At 41.9% G+C, this 16,663-nt stretch carries 9 protein-coding genes; 5 read left to right on the plus strand and 4 right to left on the minus strand.

The window, feature by feature from the left end:
- Positions 1-4: 4 nt before the first annotated feature.
- Positions 5-2,800, minus strand: coding sequence for a substrate-binding domain-containing protein (locus ACFOUY_RS13140; protein WP_378961275.1), 2,796 nt, complete (start codon positions 2,798-2,800; stop codon positions 5-7).
- 252 nt (positions 2,801-3,052) lie between these two features.
- Here ACFOUY_RS13140 and ACFOUY_RS13145 point away from each other — a divergent pair, with 252 nt between their 5' ends.
- From ACFOUY_RS13145 to ACFOUY_RS13165, 5 genes are all read left to right on the plus strand, one after another.
- On the plus strand, positions 3,053-4,384 hold the full coding sequence (locus ACFOUY_RS13145; RefSeq protein WP_378961277.1) for a sugar porter family MFS transporter: 1,332 nt from the start codon (positions 3,053-3,055) through the stop codon (positions 4,382-4,384).
- 22 nt (positions 4,385-4,406) lie between these two features.
- Positions 4,407-5,264: a PfkB family carbohydrate kinase gene (locus ACFOUY_RS13150; protein ID WP_378961279.1), complete on the plus strand. Its 858-nt coding sequence runs from the start codon at positions 4,407-4,409 to the stop codon at positions 5,262-5,264.
- 65 nt (positions 5,265-5,329) lie between these two features.
- Positions 5,330-8,410 (plus strand): SusC/RagA family TonB-linked outer membrane protein, encoded by a 3,081-nt coding sequence (locus ACFOUY_RS13155; protein WP_378961280.1) that lies wholly within the window; start codon positions 5,330-5,332, stop codon positions 8,408-8,410.
- 17 nt (positions 8,411-8,427) lie between these two features.
- Positions 8,428-10,146, plus strand: coding sequence for a RagB/SusD family nutrient uptake outer membrane protein (locus tag ACFOUY_RS13160; RefSeq protein WP_378961281.1), 1,719 nt, complete (start codon positions 8,428-8,430; stop codon positions 10,144-10,146).
- 58 nt (positions 10,147-10,204) lie between these two features.
- Positions 10,205-11,707, plus strand: a complete 1,503-nt coding sequence (locus tag ACFOUY_RS13165) for a glycoside hydrolase family 32 protein (protein WP_378961282.1) — start codon at positions 10,205-10,207, stop codon at positions 11,705-11,707.
- A gap of 684 nt (positions 11,708-12,391) precedes the next feature.
- Here the strand turns inward: ACFOUY_RS13165 and ACFOUY_RS13170 are convergent.
- The 3 genes from ACFOUY_RS13170 to ACFOUY_RS13180 form a co-directional block, all read right to left on the minus strand.
- Positions 12,392-14,356 (minus strand): OmpA family protein, encoded by a 1,965-nt coding sequence (locus ACFOUY_RS13170; RefSeq protein WP_378961283.1) that lies wholly within the window; start codon positions 14,354-14,356, stop codon positions 12,392-12,394.
- 21 nt (positions 14,357-14,377) lie between these two features.
- Positions 14,378-15,343 (minus strand): PorP/SprF family type IX secretion system membrane protein, encoded by a 966-nt coding sequence (locus ACFOUY_RS13175; RefSeq protein ID WP_378961284.1) that lies wholly within the window; start codon positions 15,341-15,343, stop codon positions 14,378-14,380.
- A 55-nt stretch (positions 15,344-15,398) separates the two neighbouring features.
- On the minus strand, positions 15,399-16,663 hold a 1,265-nt coding region (locus ACFOUY_RS13180), incomplete at its 5' end, for an Ig-like domain-containing protein (RefSeq protein ID WP_378961285.1).

Below are 16,663 nucleotides of genomic sequence, written 5' to 3' on the forward strand. Positions count from 1 at the left end.
TTAATCAAATATTCTGTTTTTTCTTAAACTCACTGGGGCTCATTCCGTATTTCCCCTTAAACAAGGTTGAAAAGTAGGTTGGTGAGGAAATACCTATTTTGAAGGCGATTTCGGAAATAGAATAATCTTCATTCATTAGCAGGTAACTGGCCTTTTTCAGTCTGCGGGTTAAAATGTAGTCCGTAATACTGCAATCAAGTAATGCTTTAACCTTTCTGTAGAGCTGAATGCGGGAAATACCGATCATCTTTGCAAGATCCTCTACATTTAGTGTTTCATTACCCAATTGATGCTCTACAATGCCTGCAAAATCATTCAGAAACTTCTTATCGAGCGCGCTTAGTGTTGATTTTTTCTCCACGCCAGTACTGATATCGCTGATGTAATGCTCCTTCAGTAACATACGATTGGTAAGCAGGTTTCGTACATTTGCCTGAAGGAAATCAAAATGAAAAGGTTTGGTCATATAGAGATCGGCCATACTGTTTATGCCTTCAATCTGCTGTTCAGGGCTAGCCTGTGCGGTGAGCAAAATAAGCGGAATATGGGAGGTTCGAAGATCGGTTTTAATGCTTTTTGCAATTTCCTTGCCCGACATCCCTGGGATAATCACATCAGAAACGATGATGTCAGGAATTTTTTCAAACGCTTCATTGAGTCCTTGGCTACCGGTTGTGGCGGTGAAAACCTCATAATTGACTGAAAATTTTTCATGAAGATAATTTAACAGGTCGAGATTATCCTCAATGATCAAGACAGAATATTCTTTGATGTATTCAGAAATTTGATCAAACTGTTTTTCCTCTGCCGCTAGCTCTTCTGTGATATAAACTTTTACTTGTTCGTTTAATGAAATACTTCTCTCATCTGCGCTTACAGTGGAAAGCTTTGAATCTGTGGCCTCACCATAGGGCATGGCGACAATGAAAGTACTTCCATCCCATTTTTTGCTCTGTACTTCAATGGAACCACCATGTAAATGCACCAGCTCGCGAGTGAGGGAAAGGCCAAGACCAGATCCTCTAGATTCGCTGGTATTAGATTGATAAAACTGATCCCAAACCTGCTGTAATTCCTCTTCAGTCATCCCACTACCATTGTCGGCAACTGAAATGATGAAATGATTATCTTCAGCAGTTAATTTCACATTTATTTTGCCATGCGCCGGAGTAAACTTTAATGCATTACTCAATAGATTGAGTACCACTTTTTCAAGAATGTTTACATCAAAATTGGCCACGATAGCAAGCTGTGGAAAGGAAAACTTCAAGGCAATGTCTTTTTTCAGGGCGCCATATCTAAAGCTTTCTATTATTTCATTCAGGAAAGACTGAACGTTATTCCTGCTGGCTTGCACATGGAATTTCTGGTGTTCTATCTTTCTGTAGTCGATAAGTTCATTGATCAGCTTCAGTAATCGATATGCATTCTTTTGAATCATCGTCAGTTCCCGCTTTTCTCCACTCTGGATTTTATCGCTTTTGAGTAAATCTTCCAATGGAGATAAAATCAAAGTGAGCGGGGTTCTGAACTCATGAGATATATTGGTAAAAAAATTAAGCTTAGCTTCAGTCGCCTCCTCAATTTTAGCGGAAGCATCGATTAGCTTATTGCGTTGATCCAGTATCTGGAGATTTTTCTGCTCAAGGCTTTTGTTAATTTTCCGGTTCTCCAATAAGGAGAAAAATGCTAAGCCCCCAAATATCACGGCCAATACCAGTGTAATGACAATAACGTTAAGCACCAGTTTTTGGTTATCATAAATCCGAAGCTGATCAGACAACATGGTTTGCTGGCGTTCGATATCTCTTTGTTGACTGGATACCCTCGCCCATTGAAGTTTCATGAACTGAACTGAAGAACTATCTATCACTAAACTCTGCAGGATATTCTCTTTTGAAAAAGGTTCTTTATTTAAGACTTTGAAAGCAATACTAATGGCTTCTTTGCCTCCTGTGGGGTAGAGCACGCTGGCAGATATTTTCCCCTCACTAATCAGCTGCAATCCGCCACCCGAACCAGGAAGCGCATCTACGCCGATTACCTTAATGTGTTCTGATGCTTTGTGACGGCGAAGAAAATCTTTTGCACTGGCGGCCATAACATCATTGTGTGCAAAAATCGCATCAGATTGCAGTATCGTTTCTTTATTCTTTTCCAGCTCCAGAAGGGTGCTGCTGGCAACCCAATTACCATAAACCTGAGCGGCTAATTTTATTCCCGGTGATTTACTTAACTCATCAGAAAACCCTTTGTCGCGCCCAATGGCTGGAGAAGATCCCGGTAGCCCCAATATTTCCACAACTTTGCCATTTCCTTTCAACAGCTTGGTAATGTATTGGCCGGCCATTTTGCCTACCTGATAGTTTTCGGCACCTACATAGGCGGTGTATTGGGAGGAGGATGTCTTCCGATCAAGAACAATTACAGGAATTCCTTTATTATATACTTTTTCAACGATATCCGTCAATGGAGAAGCTTCGTTTGGCGAAATAATTAAAAGATCAATATGATTATCAACCAATTCCTCCACCTGCTCAATCTGTTTCTTGCTGCTATTGTTTGCATCCATGTAAATGAAGTCGGTTCCTGAGCGAAGAGACAGTTCCATTTTCATTTCTTCAAGCATCGTTTTCCGCCACAAATCAGAACCCACACATTGCGAAAAGCCGATGGTGAATTTTTTTTCTTCCTTCTTTTCCGAACAGGAACTTAAGAAAAGCAGTGTAACGATCAGACTCAAAAGCCAAATATTGAAAGCTCGAACAGTAGCTGGTTTGAGGAATATTTGATTATTCATTTAATAAAGCTATAGATTACTTTTCGATATCGGAAATGAGGAACAAATCCTTACTTAGCATCATGTAACCAAATTTAACATCTCACGTTACAATATTTAAAGCTGGACTTTGCAGGCCCGGAAACAAAAACACAATACACTCACTTACAGCACTTTAAATTAATTTAATTTTTTAACGTTTTTGAAAGAATTTTAATAGTGCCGCTGAGTCATTTGCTCTAATTTGCAAGCCTTAACCAATAATAAACCCTTATGAAAAAACATTCCGTCCTGGCCTGGTCCATGGTCGTAGCCCTAGGCGGCTTTCTGTTTGGATTCGATACAGCCGTTATATCAGGAGCCGAAAAATCCATTCAACAGTTTTGGAACCTTTCCGCATTTGCGCACGGGCTTACCATATCCATTGCACTTATCGGTACAGTAATCGGATCCCTGGTCGGATCCCGTCCATCGGATTATTTCGGAAGAAAAAACACACTTTATTTCGTGGCTGCTGCATACTTACTCTCTTCGCTGGGTACTGCTTTGGCAGATGATTGGTATATCTTTTTAGTATTCCGCTTTTTGGGTGGTCTGGGCGTGGGCATATCTTCTGTAACCGCACCGATTTATATTTCAGAGGTATCTCCGGCACATAGAAGGGGTAGGCTCGTAGGGCTTTTCCAGTTCAATGTTGTACTGGGTATATTGATATCCTATCTTTCAAACTATTTGCTAAGTCAGGGAGGCGAGGCCTCATGGAGGTGGATGCTTGGTGTTCAGGCATTTCCTTCAATAATCTTCCTCGTTCTAATCTATTTTATTCCTGAAAGCCCAAGATGGCTTATCCTTAAACGAGGTGCCTACGATAAAGCATTAGAAATCCTGCGCATCATAAATCCAGTAAACTGCAATGAAGAGCTTGCGGCTATCAAAAAGTCAGGTGAGGATATGCAGCAAGATAAATCTTCGGACGGGCTTTTTTCCGGAAAATACAAGACACCCGTTATCTTGGCCGTGCTGTTTGCCTTTTTCAACCAGGTATCCGGAATAAACGCCATCATCTATTATGCGCCAAGAATTTTTGAGATGGCAGGGCTTGGTGCACATTCTTCGCTTTTATCTACTGTAGGTATTGGAATGGTTAATTTTATCTTTACCCTACTTGCAATTAATATAATTGATAAAGTTGGTCGAAAAACCTTGATGCTTATTGGCTCTGTAGGTCTTATCGTATCCCTTGGACTTGTTGCATTTGCCTTTATGGGTGGTTCATCCAGCGGTTTCGAAATTCCAATTTACGTGATGCTTTTCATTGCTTTCTTTGCTTTTTCACAAGGAGCAGTTATCTGGGTATTTATTTCAGAGATCTTTCCAAATCAGGTAAGAGCAAAGGGACAAACACTCGGCAGCTCTACCCACTGGGTAATGGCAGCACTGATTGCGTTCTGCTTTCCCTACCTAGCAGAATCATTCGGAGGTGCAAATATCTTTTTCTTTTTCTCTGCGATGATGGTCCTTCAATTGGTATTCGTTTGGAAAATGATGCCGGAGACAAAAGGCAAGTCACTGGAGCAGATAGAAACCGGAATTGTAATGCATTAAATAAATAAAGAAAGACAAGAACATGATTACACCTGCTATATGCTTTGGCGAAATATTATGGGATGTGCTGCCTGATGGGGCAATGCCGGGCGGTGCACCATTAAACGTTGCCTATCATCTAAATAAGCTCGGACTACCTGCCAGTATAATCAGTAAGATTGGCAATGATGAAAAAGGATTAAAACTGGAACGTCTGCTTGATGGCTGGCAAATTAACAAAAGCCTCCTTCAGCGCGATGCAATTCAGCCTACCAGCGAAGTGATTGCCCGGGTGGGCAGCAGAAATGAGGTTTCTTATGAAATCGTGTTTCCTGTTGCTTGGGATTTTATAGAACACCAGCCGATGATCGATAGCGCGCTGCAATCATCTATATATTTTGTATACGGAAGTCTGGCCTCCAGAAATACACTTTCCAGGGAAACGCTGTTCAAATTTCTGGAAAGGGATGCAATAAAGGTTTTTGACATTAACCTCCGTCCGCCCTTCTTTAATAAGAACCTTTTGGCCGACTTAATGAAACGGGCAGACATTATAAAATTCAACGAGTCGGAGCTCCAGATGGTTCAGATACTTTTCGGGGGAAGTTTAGTAAATGAGAAGGAGCAGGTTCGTTTTATACAGGAGCGCTTTGGCATTCCCGAGGTAATCGTAACGAAAGGGGAATTTGGGGCTTCCTATTATCGGATGGATCAATCCTACCATGCCTGGGGGTCTGAAGTAAAGGTTAATGACACCATCGGAAGCGGCGACTCTTTTTCTTGCGGCTTTTATTGCCAGTCATCAAATGGGTCTGCCACCAAAAACCATCATAAAGAATGCGATTGGAATGGGCGCTTTTATAGCTACCAAAAAAGGGGGTTGTCCGGAATACGAGATTGAAGAATACAAAAAGTTTACTGAACAAATATTTTAACTAACCATAATACTAACCAAATTTTAATTTTATGAGAAAAATTTTCTTTACCTGGCTCTTGGCCTGTATGGCAACAGGCGTGGCTTTCGGCCAGACAAGGGTGATCAGCGGCGTTGTCACCGACAATGCATCCGTTCCCCTGGATGCTGTAACCGTTGTTATCGTTGGAACCCAAAAAACAGTGACTACAGATGGTAAAGGCAGTTTTAAAATTGAGGCATCTACAGGTCAGTCGCTCAGGTTTATCTATATTGGAGCTGAACCATTAACTATTCCCATTACCGCAGAATCGGCCAATCTGAAGATTAAGCTTGTCATCGCGATTAATAACCTCAACGAAGTAGTGGTTACGGGTTATCAGAAGGAACGCAAGAAAGACATCACCGGAGCGGTAAATGTGGTTGATGTATCGAAAATCAGGGACATACCATCTGGTAATGCTGTAAAATCCCTTCAGGGAAGGGTTCCCGGAGTACTTATTACAACAGATGGTTCTCCAACCGGCCAGGCCACAGTGAGAATCCGTGGCATCGGCACCCTTGGCAATAACGATCCATTGTACGTTATCGACGGCGTACCGACCAAGAATGGACTTGAACAGCTGAACCAGAATGATATCGAATCTATTCAGGTATTGAAAGATGCATCTTCAGCGACAATTTACGGTTCACGTGCTGCAAATGGGGTAATCATCATCACTACAAAAAAGGCTAAAAAAGGGTATTCGAAGATCGATTTCAATGCCTCTACCTCTATTCAGAATTATGCAACTAAGCTTAAAACGCTTAATGCCGAAGAACGAGGCCGTGCGTATTGGCAGGCAGCCGTAAACGACAAGGCGATCCCCAATAATAACCAGATTTATCAGTATGACTGGAACAATAATTTTAACAACCCCGTACTCAACCGTGTAATCTTTCCTGAATATATTGATGCGGCGAAGACTATGAAAGCCGCAGATACGTATTGGTTTGATGATATTGCACAGAATTCAATTATCCAATCCTACGATGCAGCCCTTTCAAATGGCGGAGAAAAGGGTAACAGCCTTTTTTCGGTAGGTTATTATGATAACCAAGGTATTGTTAAGGAATCAAGAAGCCAGAAATACACAGCAAGATTCAATTCTGATTATAATTACCTTGACAACAAGCTGAAAATCGGCGAGAATTTTTCGGCAAGCTACATCAAGAATGCGCAGATCCCGGCAAGCGATATCCTTTTTGCTTCCCTCGTACAACAACCTGTGGTTCCGGTATATACCGTGAACGGCGGTTGGGGAGGTCCTGCGGCAGGAATGACCGACAGACAAAACCCGGTTAGATTAATAGAGGACAATAAACAAAATACCTACAATTTCTACAGGTTTTTTGGAAATGCTTATGCCGATTACCAAATCATCCCCGGGTTGAACTTCAGGACAAATTTCGGTGTAGACTATAATGGTATCTATCAGCGCTTATTAAAGAAATCATACGTTTCGGGCTTCCTGGCCGATCCGGCAAACCAGGTAAGCAATTCACAGACTTACCAGGGAAACATCATCTGGCAGAATACCCTTAATTATAAATTCACCAGGGATAAACATAACCTGGAGATACTCGCCGGGCAGGAATATATCAAGAACATCAGCCAGGAGTTTTCCGCAAGCAGACAGGGTCTCGCGATTGAAAATATTGACTATGCCTACCTTAACGCAGGCACCACCAATACACTCAACGGAGGAAGTGGTGGCGGAAACAGGTTGTTATCTTATTTCGGGAAGATGAACTACAGCTACTACGACCGTTATATCGCCTCTGTAACCCTGAGGAGAGATGGATCGTCGCGTTTTGGTAAAGAAAACCGCTATGGCACTTTTCCTGCTTTCTCACTGGGCTGGAGGATGAGTGAAGAAAAGTTTATAAAGGATATGGGGTTATTTTCTGATTTAAAACTTAGATATGGCTGGGGTCGCTCGGGAAATCAGGAGATTCCGAATAACGCTACCCGCTCCCTTTACTCTGCTATTTACGGTACCGATCCAACATGGGACTTTGACAAAGGTACAGCATACGATATTACCGGTGCAGGTACGGGTCAGCTGCCATCTGGTTTTGCCCTCATCCAGCAAGGGAACGATAACCTGAAATGGGAATCGCTGAAAGAGTCGAATTTTGGTCTGGACTTTGGTTTATGGAACAATAAGCTTACCGGGTCTGTTGATTATTTTATTAAGAAAACCTCAGATATTCTAATCAGCCCGGCTTACCTGGCTGTACTTGGAGACGGAGGAAATAGCTACAGCAATGGCGCTTCACTCCAGAACAAAGGACTTGATGCGATTCTTACCTATGAAGATAAGATTGGCGGAGATTTTAACTTTAGCCTGACGGGTAACTTTTCGCTCTACAGGAACAAAGTGACCTATCTGCCTAAAGATGTACTGGCTTCCTATCCAGGCAATGGTACTGATAAAAACGTACTCGGCAGACCCATAAACTCCTACTTTGGATACGTTGCCGACGGCCTCTTTACCTCACAGGCAGAAGTAGATGCTTATGCCAGCCAGCCTGGGAAGGGATTGGGCAGGATTAAATATAAGGATCTAAATAATGATGGGGTGATTAACGATCTGGACCGCGACTTTATAGGCGACAATAGCCCTAAGTTCACTTACGGACTGAATGTCTCGCTCAGCTACAAGAACTTCGATATGAGTTTTTTCCTTCAGGCCATCAACGTGGACGTAACGAATGATTTCAAGACCTATACCGATTTTTCTTCGTTGTGGACAGGTACAAACTGGGGAAGCAGAACACTTGATGCCTGGAGCCCTTCGAATCCCGGCTCTACCATTCCGGCTCTCACACTGGTTGACCGCAATAACGAGGGCAGGTTCTCAACCTATTTTATAGAGAATGGATCTTACCTCAAGCTTCGCAACCTGCAGATTGGTTATAACTTGAAAAAAGCGCTAAACATGAAAATACAAAACTTCAGGATATTCGCACAAGGAAGTAACCTGTTTACCATCAAGAGCAAAGCCTTCACCGGTACCGATCCGGAAATTCCTAATTATGGTTTTCCGGTACCTGTTGTCGGGACCATTGGTGTTAATATCACATTGTAAAATCAGCTATAGAAAAAATGAAAAAATTAATATATACACTTGCATTCTTTGCTACGCTTTTCCTGTCATGCGAAAAAGCCCTTGACGAACCGGCACAGGGTGTGGTTTCAGGAGATGATTTAAACACTCCGGAGAATATTGATAAAATGGTAATTGCGGCTTACTCAGCCCTTGGAAATGATCACTACACCTCGCCTTACTCCAGCATGTGGCCTTATGGAAGTGTCCGTGGAGGAGATACCTATAAAGGAGGTGATGGCCCCGGAGATCTTTCGGAATTCCATCTTTTTGAGACATTTTCATTGAACAGGCCTGATAATGCACTTATCGACCAGGTGTGGTTCAGGTTATATGTTGGTGTTGGACGTGCGAATGACGCACTGAGAAGAATCGATGCCATGTCTGCCACTGATTATCCCAATAAGGTTCAGCGCCAGGGCGAACTCCGGTTTTTAAGGGGGCACTTTTATTTCCTGCTCAAAATCCTTTTCAAATATGTACCCTTCATCGATCAGAATACACCGAAGGCCGACTACCCTACAATTTCTAACCGGGCGTTGAGTAATGATGCACTTTGGACAAAAATTGCAGATGATTTCAGGGCGGCTGTAGCGGCACTGCCGGTAGATCAGGCTGATAAAGGTAGGGTGAATAAAAATGCTGCGAAAGCTTATCTGGCCAAAGTACTGTTGTACCAGGCCTATACCCAAAGCGAAAATAATGCGGTAACCGGTATTGATGCTTCTAAATTAAATGAAGTAAACGCTTTATGTGATGAGATCATCGCATCGGGTAAATTCAGCCTGAGTATCGATTTTGCCAACAACTTTTTAGCTACTTTTGACAACAGCCCGGAATCTATTTTTGCCATCCAGTATTCAAAAGATGACGGTACGCCAAAGGGCAGACTGGATTATGGACATGCGCTTAATTACCCGATGAATCAGGAATATGGCTGCTGCGGTTTCAATATACCCAGCCACGATCTGATTAATGCCTTTAAAACAGGAAGCAATGGTTTGCCGCTTTTCTCTACTTACAACAATAATGATGCTGCGGCTTCCTTAGATTTTCAAAGCAGTTCATTTGATCCACGCCTTGACCATACGGTAGCCAGGCCAGGCGCTCCATATAAATATAAATCAACATTTCTTTTCCAGCGCTCCTGGTCAAGGGCGCCAGCTATATATGATGCATTTGCAAGTATGAAAGAAGCAGTGCTTCCCGATGATCCTTCTTTTCAGAAAGTCCCACCCTTCATCGGAAGTTCCAAAAATTGGGAGATCATTCGTTATTCTGATATCCTGCTCTGGAAAGCGGAAGCGCTAATAGAACTTGGACGACCATTAGAGGCAGTTCCATTAATCAACCAGGTTAGAAACCGTGCGAACTTAAGCCGAAACCTGTTGAAAACTGCTGCAGGTAGTCCAACCTCAAATTATAATGTGCAGATGTATCAGCCCGGGGTAAATTGCGACTGGATACCCGATTTCGCAAGGCAAGCGTTAAGGTTTGAAAGGAGGCTTGAATTTGCAACAGAAGGCTACCACTTTTTTGATCTCGTAAGGTGGGGTATTGCCTCCCAGACTATGAATGCCTATTTTACGCTTGAAAAATCAAGAGTAAGCCACCTTTCAGATGCCAGGTTCACTTTAGGAAGAGATGAATATTTCCCTATTCCTTTGAACCAGATCAACTTTAGCGGCGGCATATACAAGCAGAATAATGGATGGTAGCATTTAAAATGCCGGCAATTTTTTTACCGGGCATTGCTAAAAATTAAAATAATAAATTATGAAAAACAAATTTATAAAACCAGCAATCTTTCTGCTTTACAGTCTGTTTTCTGTAGGCGCCAATGCACAGTCTGTAAGGGAAAAATACAGACCAGCTTTTCATTTTACGCCTAAAGCCCACTGGATGAACGATCCTAATGGAATGGTTTATCTGAATGGAAAATACCATTTGTTTTTTCAGTACAATCCGGATTCCACTGTTTGGGGACCCATGCATTGGGGACATGCAATCAGTAAGGATATGATCCACTGGAAAGAACAGCCAATAGCACTTTATCCCGACAGTTTGGGAACCATATTTTCAGGCAGCGCGGTAATAGACAAGGATAATACTGCAGGTTTTGGTAAAAATGCAATGGTCGCCATCTTTACCCATCATAATAAGAAAATCGAAGATCAGAAGACGGGGCTCCATCAAAATCAAAGCCTGGCTTACAGTCTCGATGAAGGTCAAACCTGGAGGAAGTATAAAGGCAATCCGGTATTGCCAAATCCTGGCATATGGGATTTCAGAGATCCGAAAGTGATGTGGCACCCCGCTACTGGCAAGTGGGTAATGACCTTAGCTACCAAAGATAGAATAACGTTTTATTCCTCTTCTGATTTAAAGAAATGGACCAAGGAAAGCGAGTTTGGTGAAAAGCTCGGTGCACATGGTGGCGTGTGGGAATGTCCTGACTTATTCCCACTCGAACTTAACGGTAAAACGCATTGGGTACTCCTGGTAAGTATAAACCCGGGCGGGCCTAATGGTGGTTCAGCTACACAGTATTTTACTGGTGATTTTGATGGAAAAACTTTTAAGCCAGATTCTGAAAAGCAAAAATGGATGGATTATGGCACTGACAATTATGCGGGTGTTACTTTTTCTAATACTGGAGCAAGAAAAGTGCTGATGGGATGGATGAACAATTGGAACTACGCTAATGTAGTACCTACTGATTCCTGGCGGGGCGCTACTACCCTTCCGCGCGATTTGATACTTAAAAGCGTTGGTGAAGAGATTTATCTTACTTCAGTTCCTATTACTGAATTGTCTGACTTACAAAAAGTGGCGCTTGAGCGTAAAGGATTGAAGGGAATCAATTCATTGGATCTTTCTGCAGGTTTAAAGGAAGGAAAAGGCACTAAGATTGAGCTGCAGGTTAATAGCCCAGGCGACTTCAGCATTAATCTTGGAGACGGAAAAAATCAAAAGCTTATTATTGGTTTCGAACAAAACAAAGGCTATTTTATTGACCGTAGTAATGCAGGCAATGGAGAATTTGAGAAAAATTTCGCTAAAAGGCATTTTTCACCGCGGATTTCAAATGCAGATTATAAAAAAATAGTCATCTTTATCGACGCCGCGTCTGTAGAACTCTTTGCCGACGATGGACTTACCACGATGACTGAAATATTTTTTCCAATTCAAAAAAATACCTTATTAGAAATAGAAAGTCCACAGAAAATTGATGTTCCAATGGTAAAAGTATCTACGATTGCACACATTAAATATTAAATCAGCTAATTAATTATAGGATGTTGTTAAAAAGTTTTTGAAGCCGAAAGGTCTTGCCTGAAACGAACGATAGAAAGCTTGGTAAACCTGCAAATTTAAAATTGCAGGTTTACCGCTTTATGGTTATAGCTGGATCAACCGCAATCATTTGACCCCATCTTCACGGAAATTAGATTTGATTTAAATCATTAATTATCTATAAGTTATGGAATTGGCGATATGGGGTCGGATAAATTGGTTTTTCCATTGTATACTAAGTCTATACATATCTATCCAAAATTGTAATATCACACCCGTTAATACCCCATTAGCGTTAAGACTTGAGCTATAATGATCAGCACGATGAGTCCAAACTAAGCCTGAGATTTATTCGATTACCTTTATATCCTGGAAATTCATTTATCCACCAATTATGTCGTTATACCGAATCAAATTACCTCTTCTGCGCTACCCGACCCTTGCTGAGTTAATTTGACATCTTCTAAAATTGTAGATAGACGAAAAAGCCACTGGAATAATCCAGCGGCAATATTCCCCTCAAGTATAGCTATTTTATTTATTGCTCTTTAGTATCCGGCGAGAGGTCGGTAGAATAAAAAATGAGATGAAAGTATAAGTAAAGTATACCAAACAGCTATGGAAGTAATGGTTAATAGTTCAACCATTATCACTTATCAGGCTAGTTTATAACTTGGTAATCTTAATTTCAGTCCTTCTATTCAGTTGATGCTGTTGTTCACTGCATTTAATCCCATCAGAACACTTATTGAGCAGCCTGGTTTCTCCATATCCTTCGGCAGATATACGACTGCCCGCAACTCCCTTGTTTATCAAGTAATCTACTGCAGATTTCGCACGCGCTTTCGACAAATTATAGTTAAACTTTTCTGGTCCACGGGAATCAGTATGCGAGCTCAAATGAATGTGCACGGTAGGGTTATCTAGCATCGTTGTCACTAGCTTATCCAGACCATTAGCCGCATCCGGCCTTATATCAGATTTGTTGAAATCGTAGTAAACGTTTTCCAAAATAATTGCTCTATTAACCATTAATGGTTCCAAATAAAGGGTTTTATTTAGATTTAGATCCGCTATGCCAATAGTTGATACTGAATCTACCAGTGGTGAATATCCGATTTTTTCGGCCTTAATGCTAAAAACACTTGAAGCAGACAAAGGAAGGTTGAATTCCCCCTTGGCGTTTGAAGTAACAGTCAGCTTTGAACCGTCCGGTTTATGTAGATAAATTGTGACTTTATCAAGTAAAGCATTTGTAACTTTATCCCTTGCCACCCCAGCAAGGTTGATTTTCTTACTGTCTTTATCTTCCCATTGATAGATGTCATCTTGGCCAGCGCCTCCGATCCGGTTTGACGAAAGATAACCTGTTCTGGTTCCAACAGGTATGAAAGCAAAGTCATCTTGCGGTGAATTCAACGGAACACCGAGATTTACCGGTGCAAGATAAGCGCTTCCAGTGTGGTGAGACTTAAAAATATCCAACCCACCCAATCCTATCCATCCGTCTGAGCTAAAATATAAACTACCGTCGGTTCCCAAGGCAGGCGTTCTCTCATTTCCTGGGCTGTTTATCGTAACGAGGTTTACAGGACTACTCCATACGCCATCAGCGCTCTGTTGAGCCATGTATATATCCGTTCCACCCTTTCCACCAGGCATATCGGAACTAAAATATAAGGTACGTCCATCAGCAGAAACAAAGGGGTCACCAACCGAATATTCCTTTGGCCTATTAAATGGAACAGGTAAGATGGCACCCCATTCACCCTGGCTTGAAATTTCTGAATAAAAAATTTCGATCCGGGCAGTTCCTAGTTTTCCACCAAGTACTTTTGATTTACTGTAGCTGATGCTATCATCGATTTTAGTCGCTGCAAAACATACCCGTTTACCATCTGAGGTAAAGCACGCAGGTCCTACATGATAAGCAGAAAGCAAACTTAATGGAAAAAGAGATGCAGAGTCTTGTCCTTTTTGCTGATAGACTTTGAGGTATCCATTTCCAGTCCAACCATAAACTTCATTTTCAGGCACTCTTTTGCCGTCAAATTTCAAAAACGGTCTTTTGACTGGCTGTAAGGATTTACCTGCTCTGTCAGAGGTGAAGATAATGGTACTGTTGTACACGTTAGCTCCCCAATCCGAGCTGGGAGAGTTTAAGATTTTCTGATTGGAAACCGCGATATTCAAAGGTTGTCCCGACCACTTTACTGCAGAGTCAAGTGACTGAAGCCACATGCTTTCATTTTCCCCAGAAGCCCCTTTTTCCATCTGCAAATAATGCAGATATTGAGCCCGAGCCTCCGTATACTTCCCAGTGTTTTTAAGGGCTTTCGCCAATCGGAGTATATCGTCGCCTTTTGCGTTCTTATCCGCTGAGGCAATCGCATACCATTTTTCAGCTTCCGCAAAATTTCTTTGACGGTTGTAGATATCGGCTATTCTTTGGGCGGCTTTAAGGCTTGGCTTCTTATCGTATGCTTTTTTATAAAGGCTGACAGCTTTTGTATAGTTGTACAGTTCATATTGAGTATCCGCTTCCTTGATGATATACTGCGAAAATGCAGACAAATTCGTTAATACGAGCAAGGTAGCAATGATGATGAGCTTGACTGATTGTATTTTCATGAGCTTAAATTTAGAGGAAAATTAAAAGTATCGGGGAGTGGTCATGCGTACATTCTTCCTGTTAAAGAAGTATCCCAGGGAAATCTCGTGTGTACCGCTGCTATAGCCTTGCAATGGACCAATTGAAAAATCATATGCATAGCCTAGCCTAAGATTGCTAGTCGGAAAAATCTGTATTGCTGCTACGGCGCTGTTCACCGGGCTAAGATCTTTTTGTAGATAATCCTTACTATAAAGTTTTACCCCAGTTCTATAGGAACCTCCAATCCAGAATTTCTCAGCCAATATGAAAAATGCATTGATATCAAGACTTGTGGGACCACCCCTATCGTCCTTTAACAAAAAAGACGGCTTCAACAGAACGTTCTCATTCAATGGAAGCAACATTCCGGCGGTCAGATAATAATGTGGCTTCGGCTGTGGAATAAAAGCATAATTGTCTGTCTTAATATATTGGGAAACCAAGTTATCGGCAGAAAAACCTGCATAAAACCGATTATCAGAATAGTAGACTCCAGCACGAGCATCTGGAACTATAGAGTTCTGGTTTCCAATAGGCTGGTTTATTTCCATATCATTGGGATTTAATAAAGAGCCATCCAGACCTACCTGGATTGCGCCTACCCCGACCCCAAATGCAAGTCTGGAACTCCCATCACTGTTCATTCTGATCCGGTATGCATAATTTCCATATATAGACTGATTACGCTGGGCGCCAAGCCTGTCACTGGAAACCTGAAGCGCAAGTCCAACATTTCCATCGTTGGCAATTGCATCGATTGCAAAAGACATGGTTTTTGGTGCCCCATCAATTCCCGTCCACTGTGTTCTATAAAACGCATGCAAATTTAACTGTTCCTTATAACCTGCGTAGGCAGGGTTGATATATATCCCATTGAACATATACTGGCTGAACTGCGCATCCTGTTGTGCTGCAACGATTCCCGAAACCAGAATCAGCAGCAGCATTATTTGTATTTTCTTCATCTCTGATGTTTATCGGAACAATGTGAGGCTATCCTCTCCATTGCCCAGTTATATTTTATTTTTTAAATGCTCTTATTAAAGTTGTGTAACCTTTTAAAATCACCCATTCACTACCTGTTGTCTTCTTTACTTTCAGCAGGTAATAATATGTTCCTTCATTTAGCCCCTCTCCAGTCCAGTTGTTCTGGTAGTTATTGGAACGGAAAACTTCGTTGCCCCATCTGTTTACAATCGAAAGTTCGGACTGTGCATATTGATTTAGCCCCCTAATTTCAAGGGCATCATTTACCCCATCTCCATTAGGTGTGAAAAGATTGGGAACATGGATATCGAAGAAATTCACCTTTATTGAAACGATGGCAACATTACTCACATATCCAAATTCGTCCACAATTCTATAACTGTAAGAATCCACTCCAAAATAACCCGTTTCCGGGGTATATGTAATTGAGCCATCCGCATTGAGGGTTACTTTTCCATGCTGAGGCTGCACGGTAACATCGATTTTCAGGTTCGAAGCTGCTGCACCCTTCGTGTCGTCATTTTCCAGAACCGTGTTTTGTACTGTCTTATTTGCATCGGTTAGGTACTGATCATTCTGAGCAATCAATGGTTTACTAACCGCAGTTACAGTTGGCGAATCGTTAGCATCCGATGTACCTGTAATATCCCGAACCACATTTCCGCTGCCATCACGGGCAGTTACGCTCGCTGAATTACTCACCGTTCCTGATTCTTTGTCGCTTTGGGTTAGCGAATAGATTTCGTTTACCGAAACGCTGGCTCCAACTAGAAGTCCAGCTGGTAGCGAAATTGGTTTTGCGATAATACCAATACGTGCATCGTCTAGAACAAAGTTAAAAAGTGTTACATTTCCGGTATTGGTAATCTTGAAAGTGTAGGTTATGCTATTCGGAGTGGCAACTCCGGTTTTTACAACCGTCAGAGCGGGTTTTGGAGTAAATATAACACTAACAGCGATCTGCAGGCTTACAGTGCCGCCTTTTCCATCACTAACTGTAACAGTGAAATTATCATTGCCATTGAAATCAGCATTTGGTGTATAAACATAACTTCCATCTGGATTGATTCTGATCGTGCCATTTACCGGAGGCGTTGCGATTACAAAGGTAAGCGTATCCCCGTCAGCATCACTTGCGTTTACTCGTCCACTGACAGGTGTATTTGCATTTGTTGATATCGCTGGCGAAGTAACTACCGGAATATCGTTTACCGGGGTAACCGTAACCGGAATGGTTACCGTAGTGGTGCCGCCATTTCCATCGCTTACCGTTACGGTAAAGCTATCCGGACCATTGT

It is taken from the genome of Pedobacter jamesrossensis (assembly GCF_042650905.1).
Taxonomy (GTDB): domain Bacteria; phylum Bacteroidota; class Bacteroidia; order Sphingobacteriales; family Sphingobacteriaceae; genus Pedobacter; species Pedobacter jamesrossensis.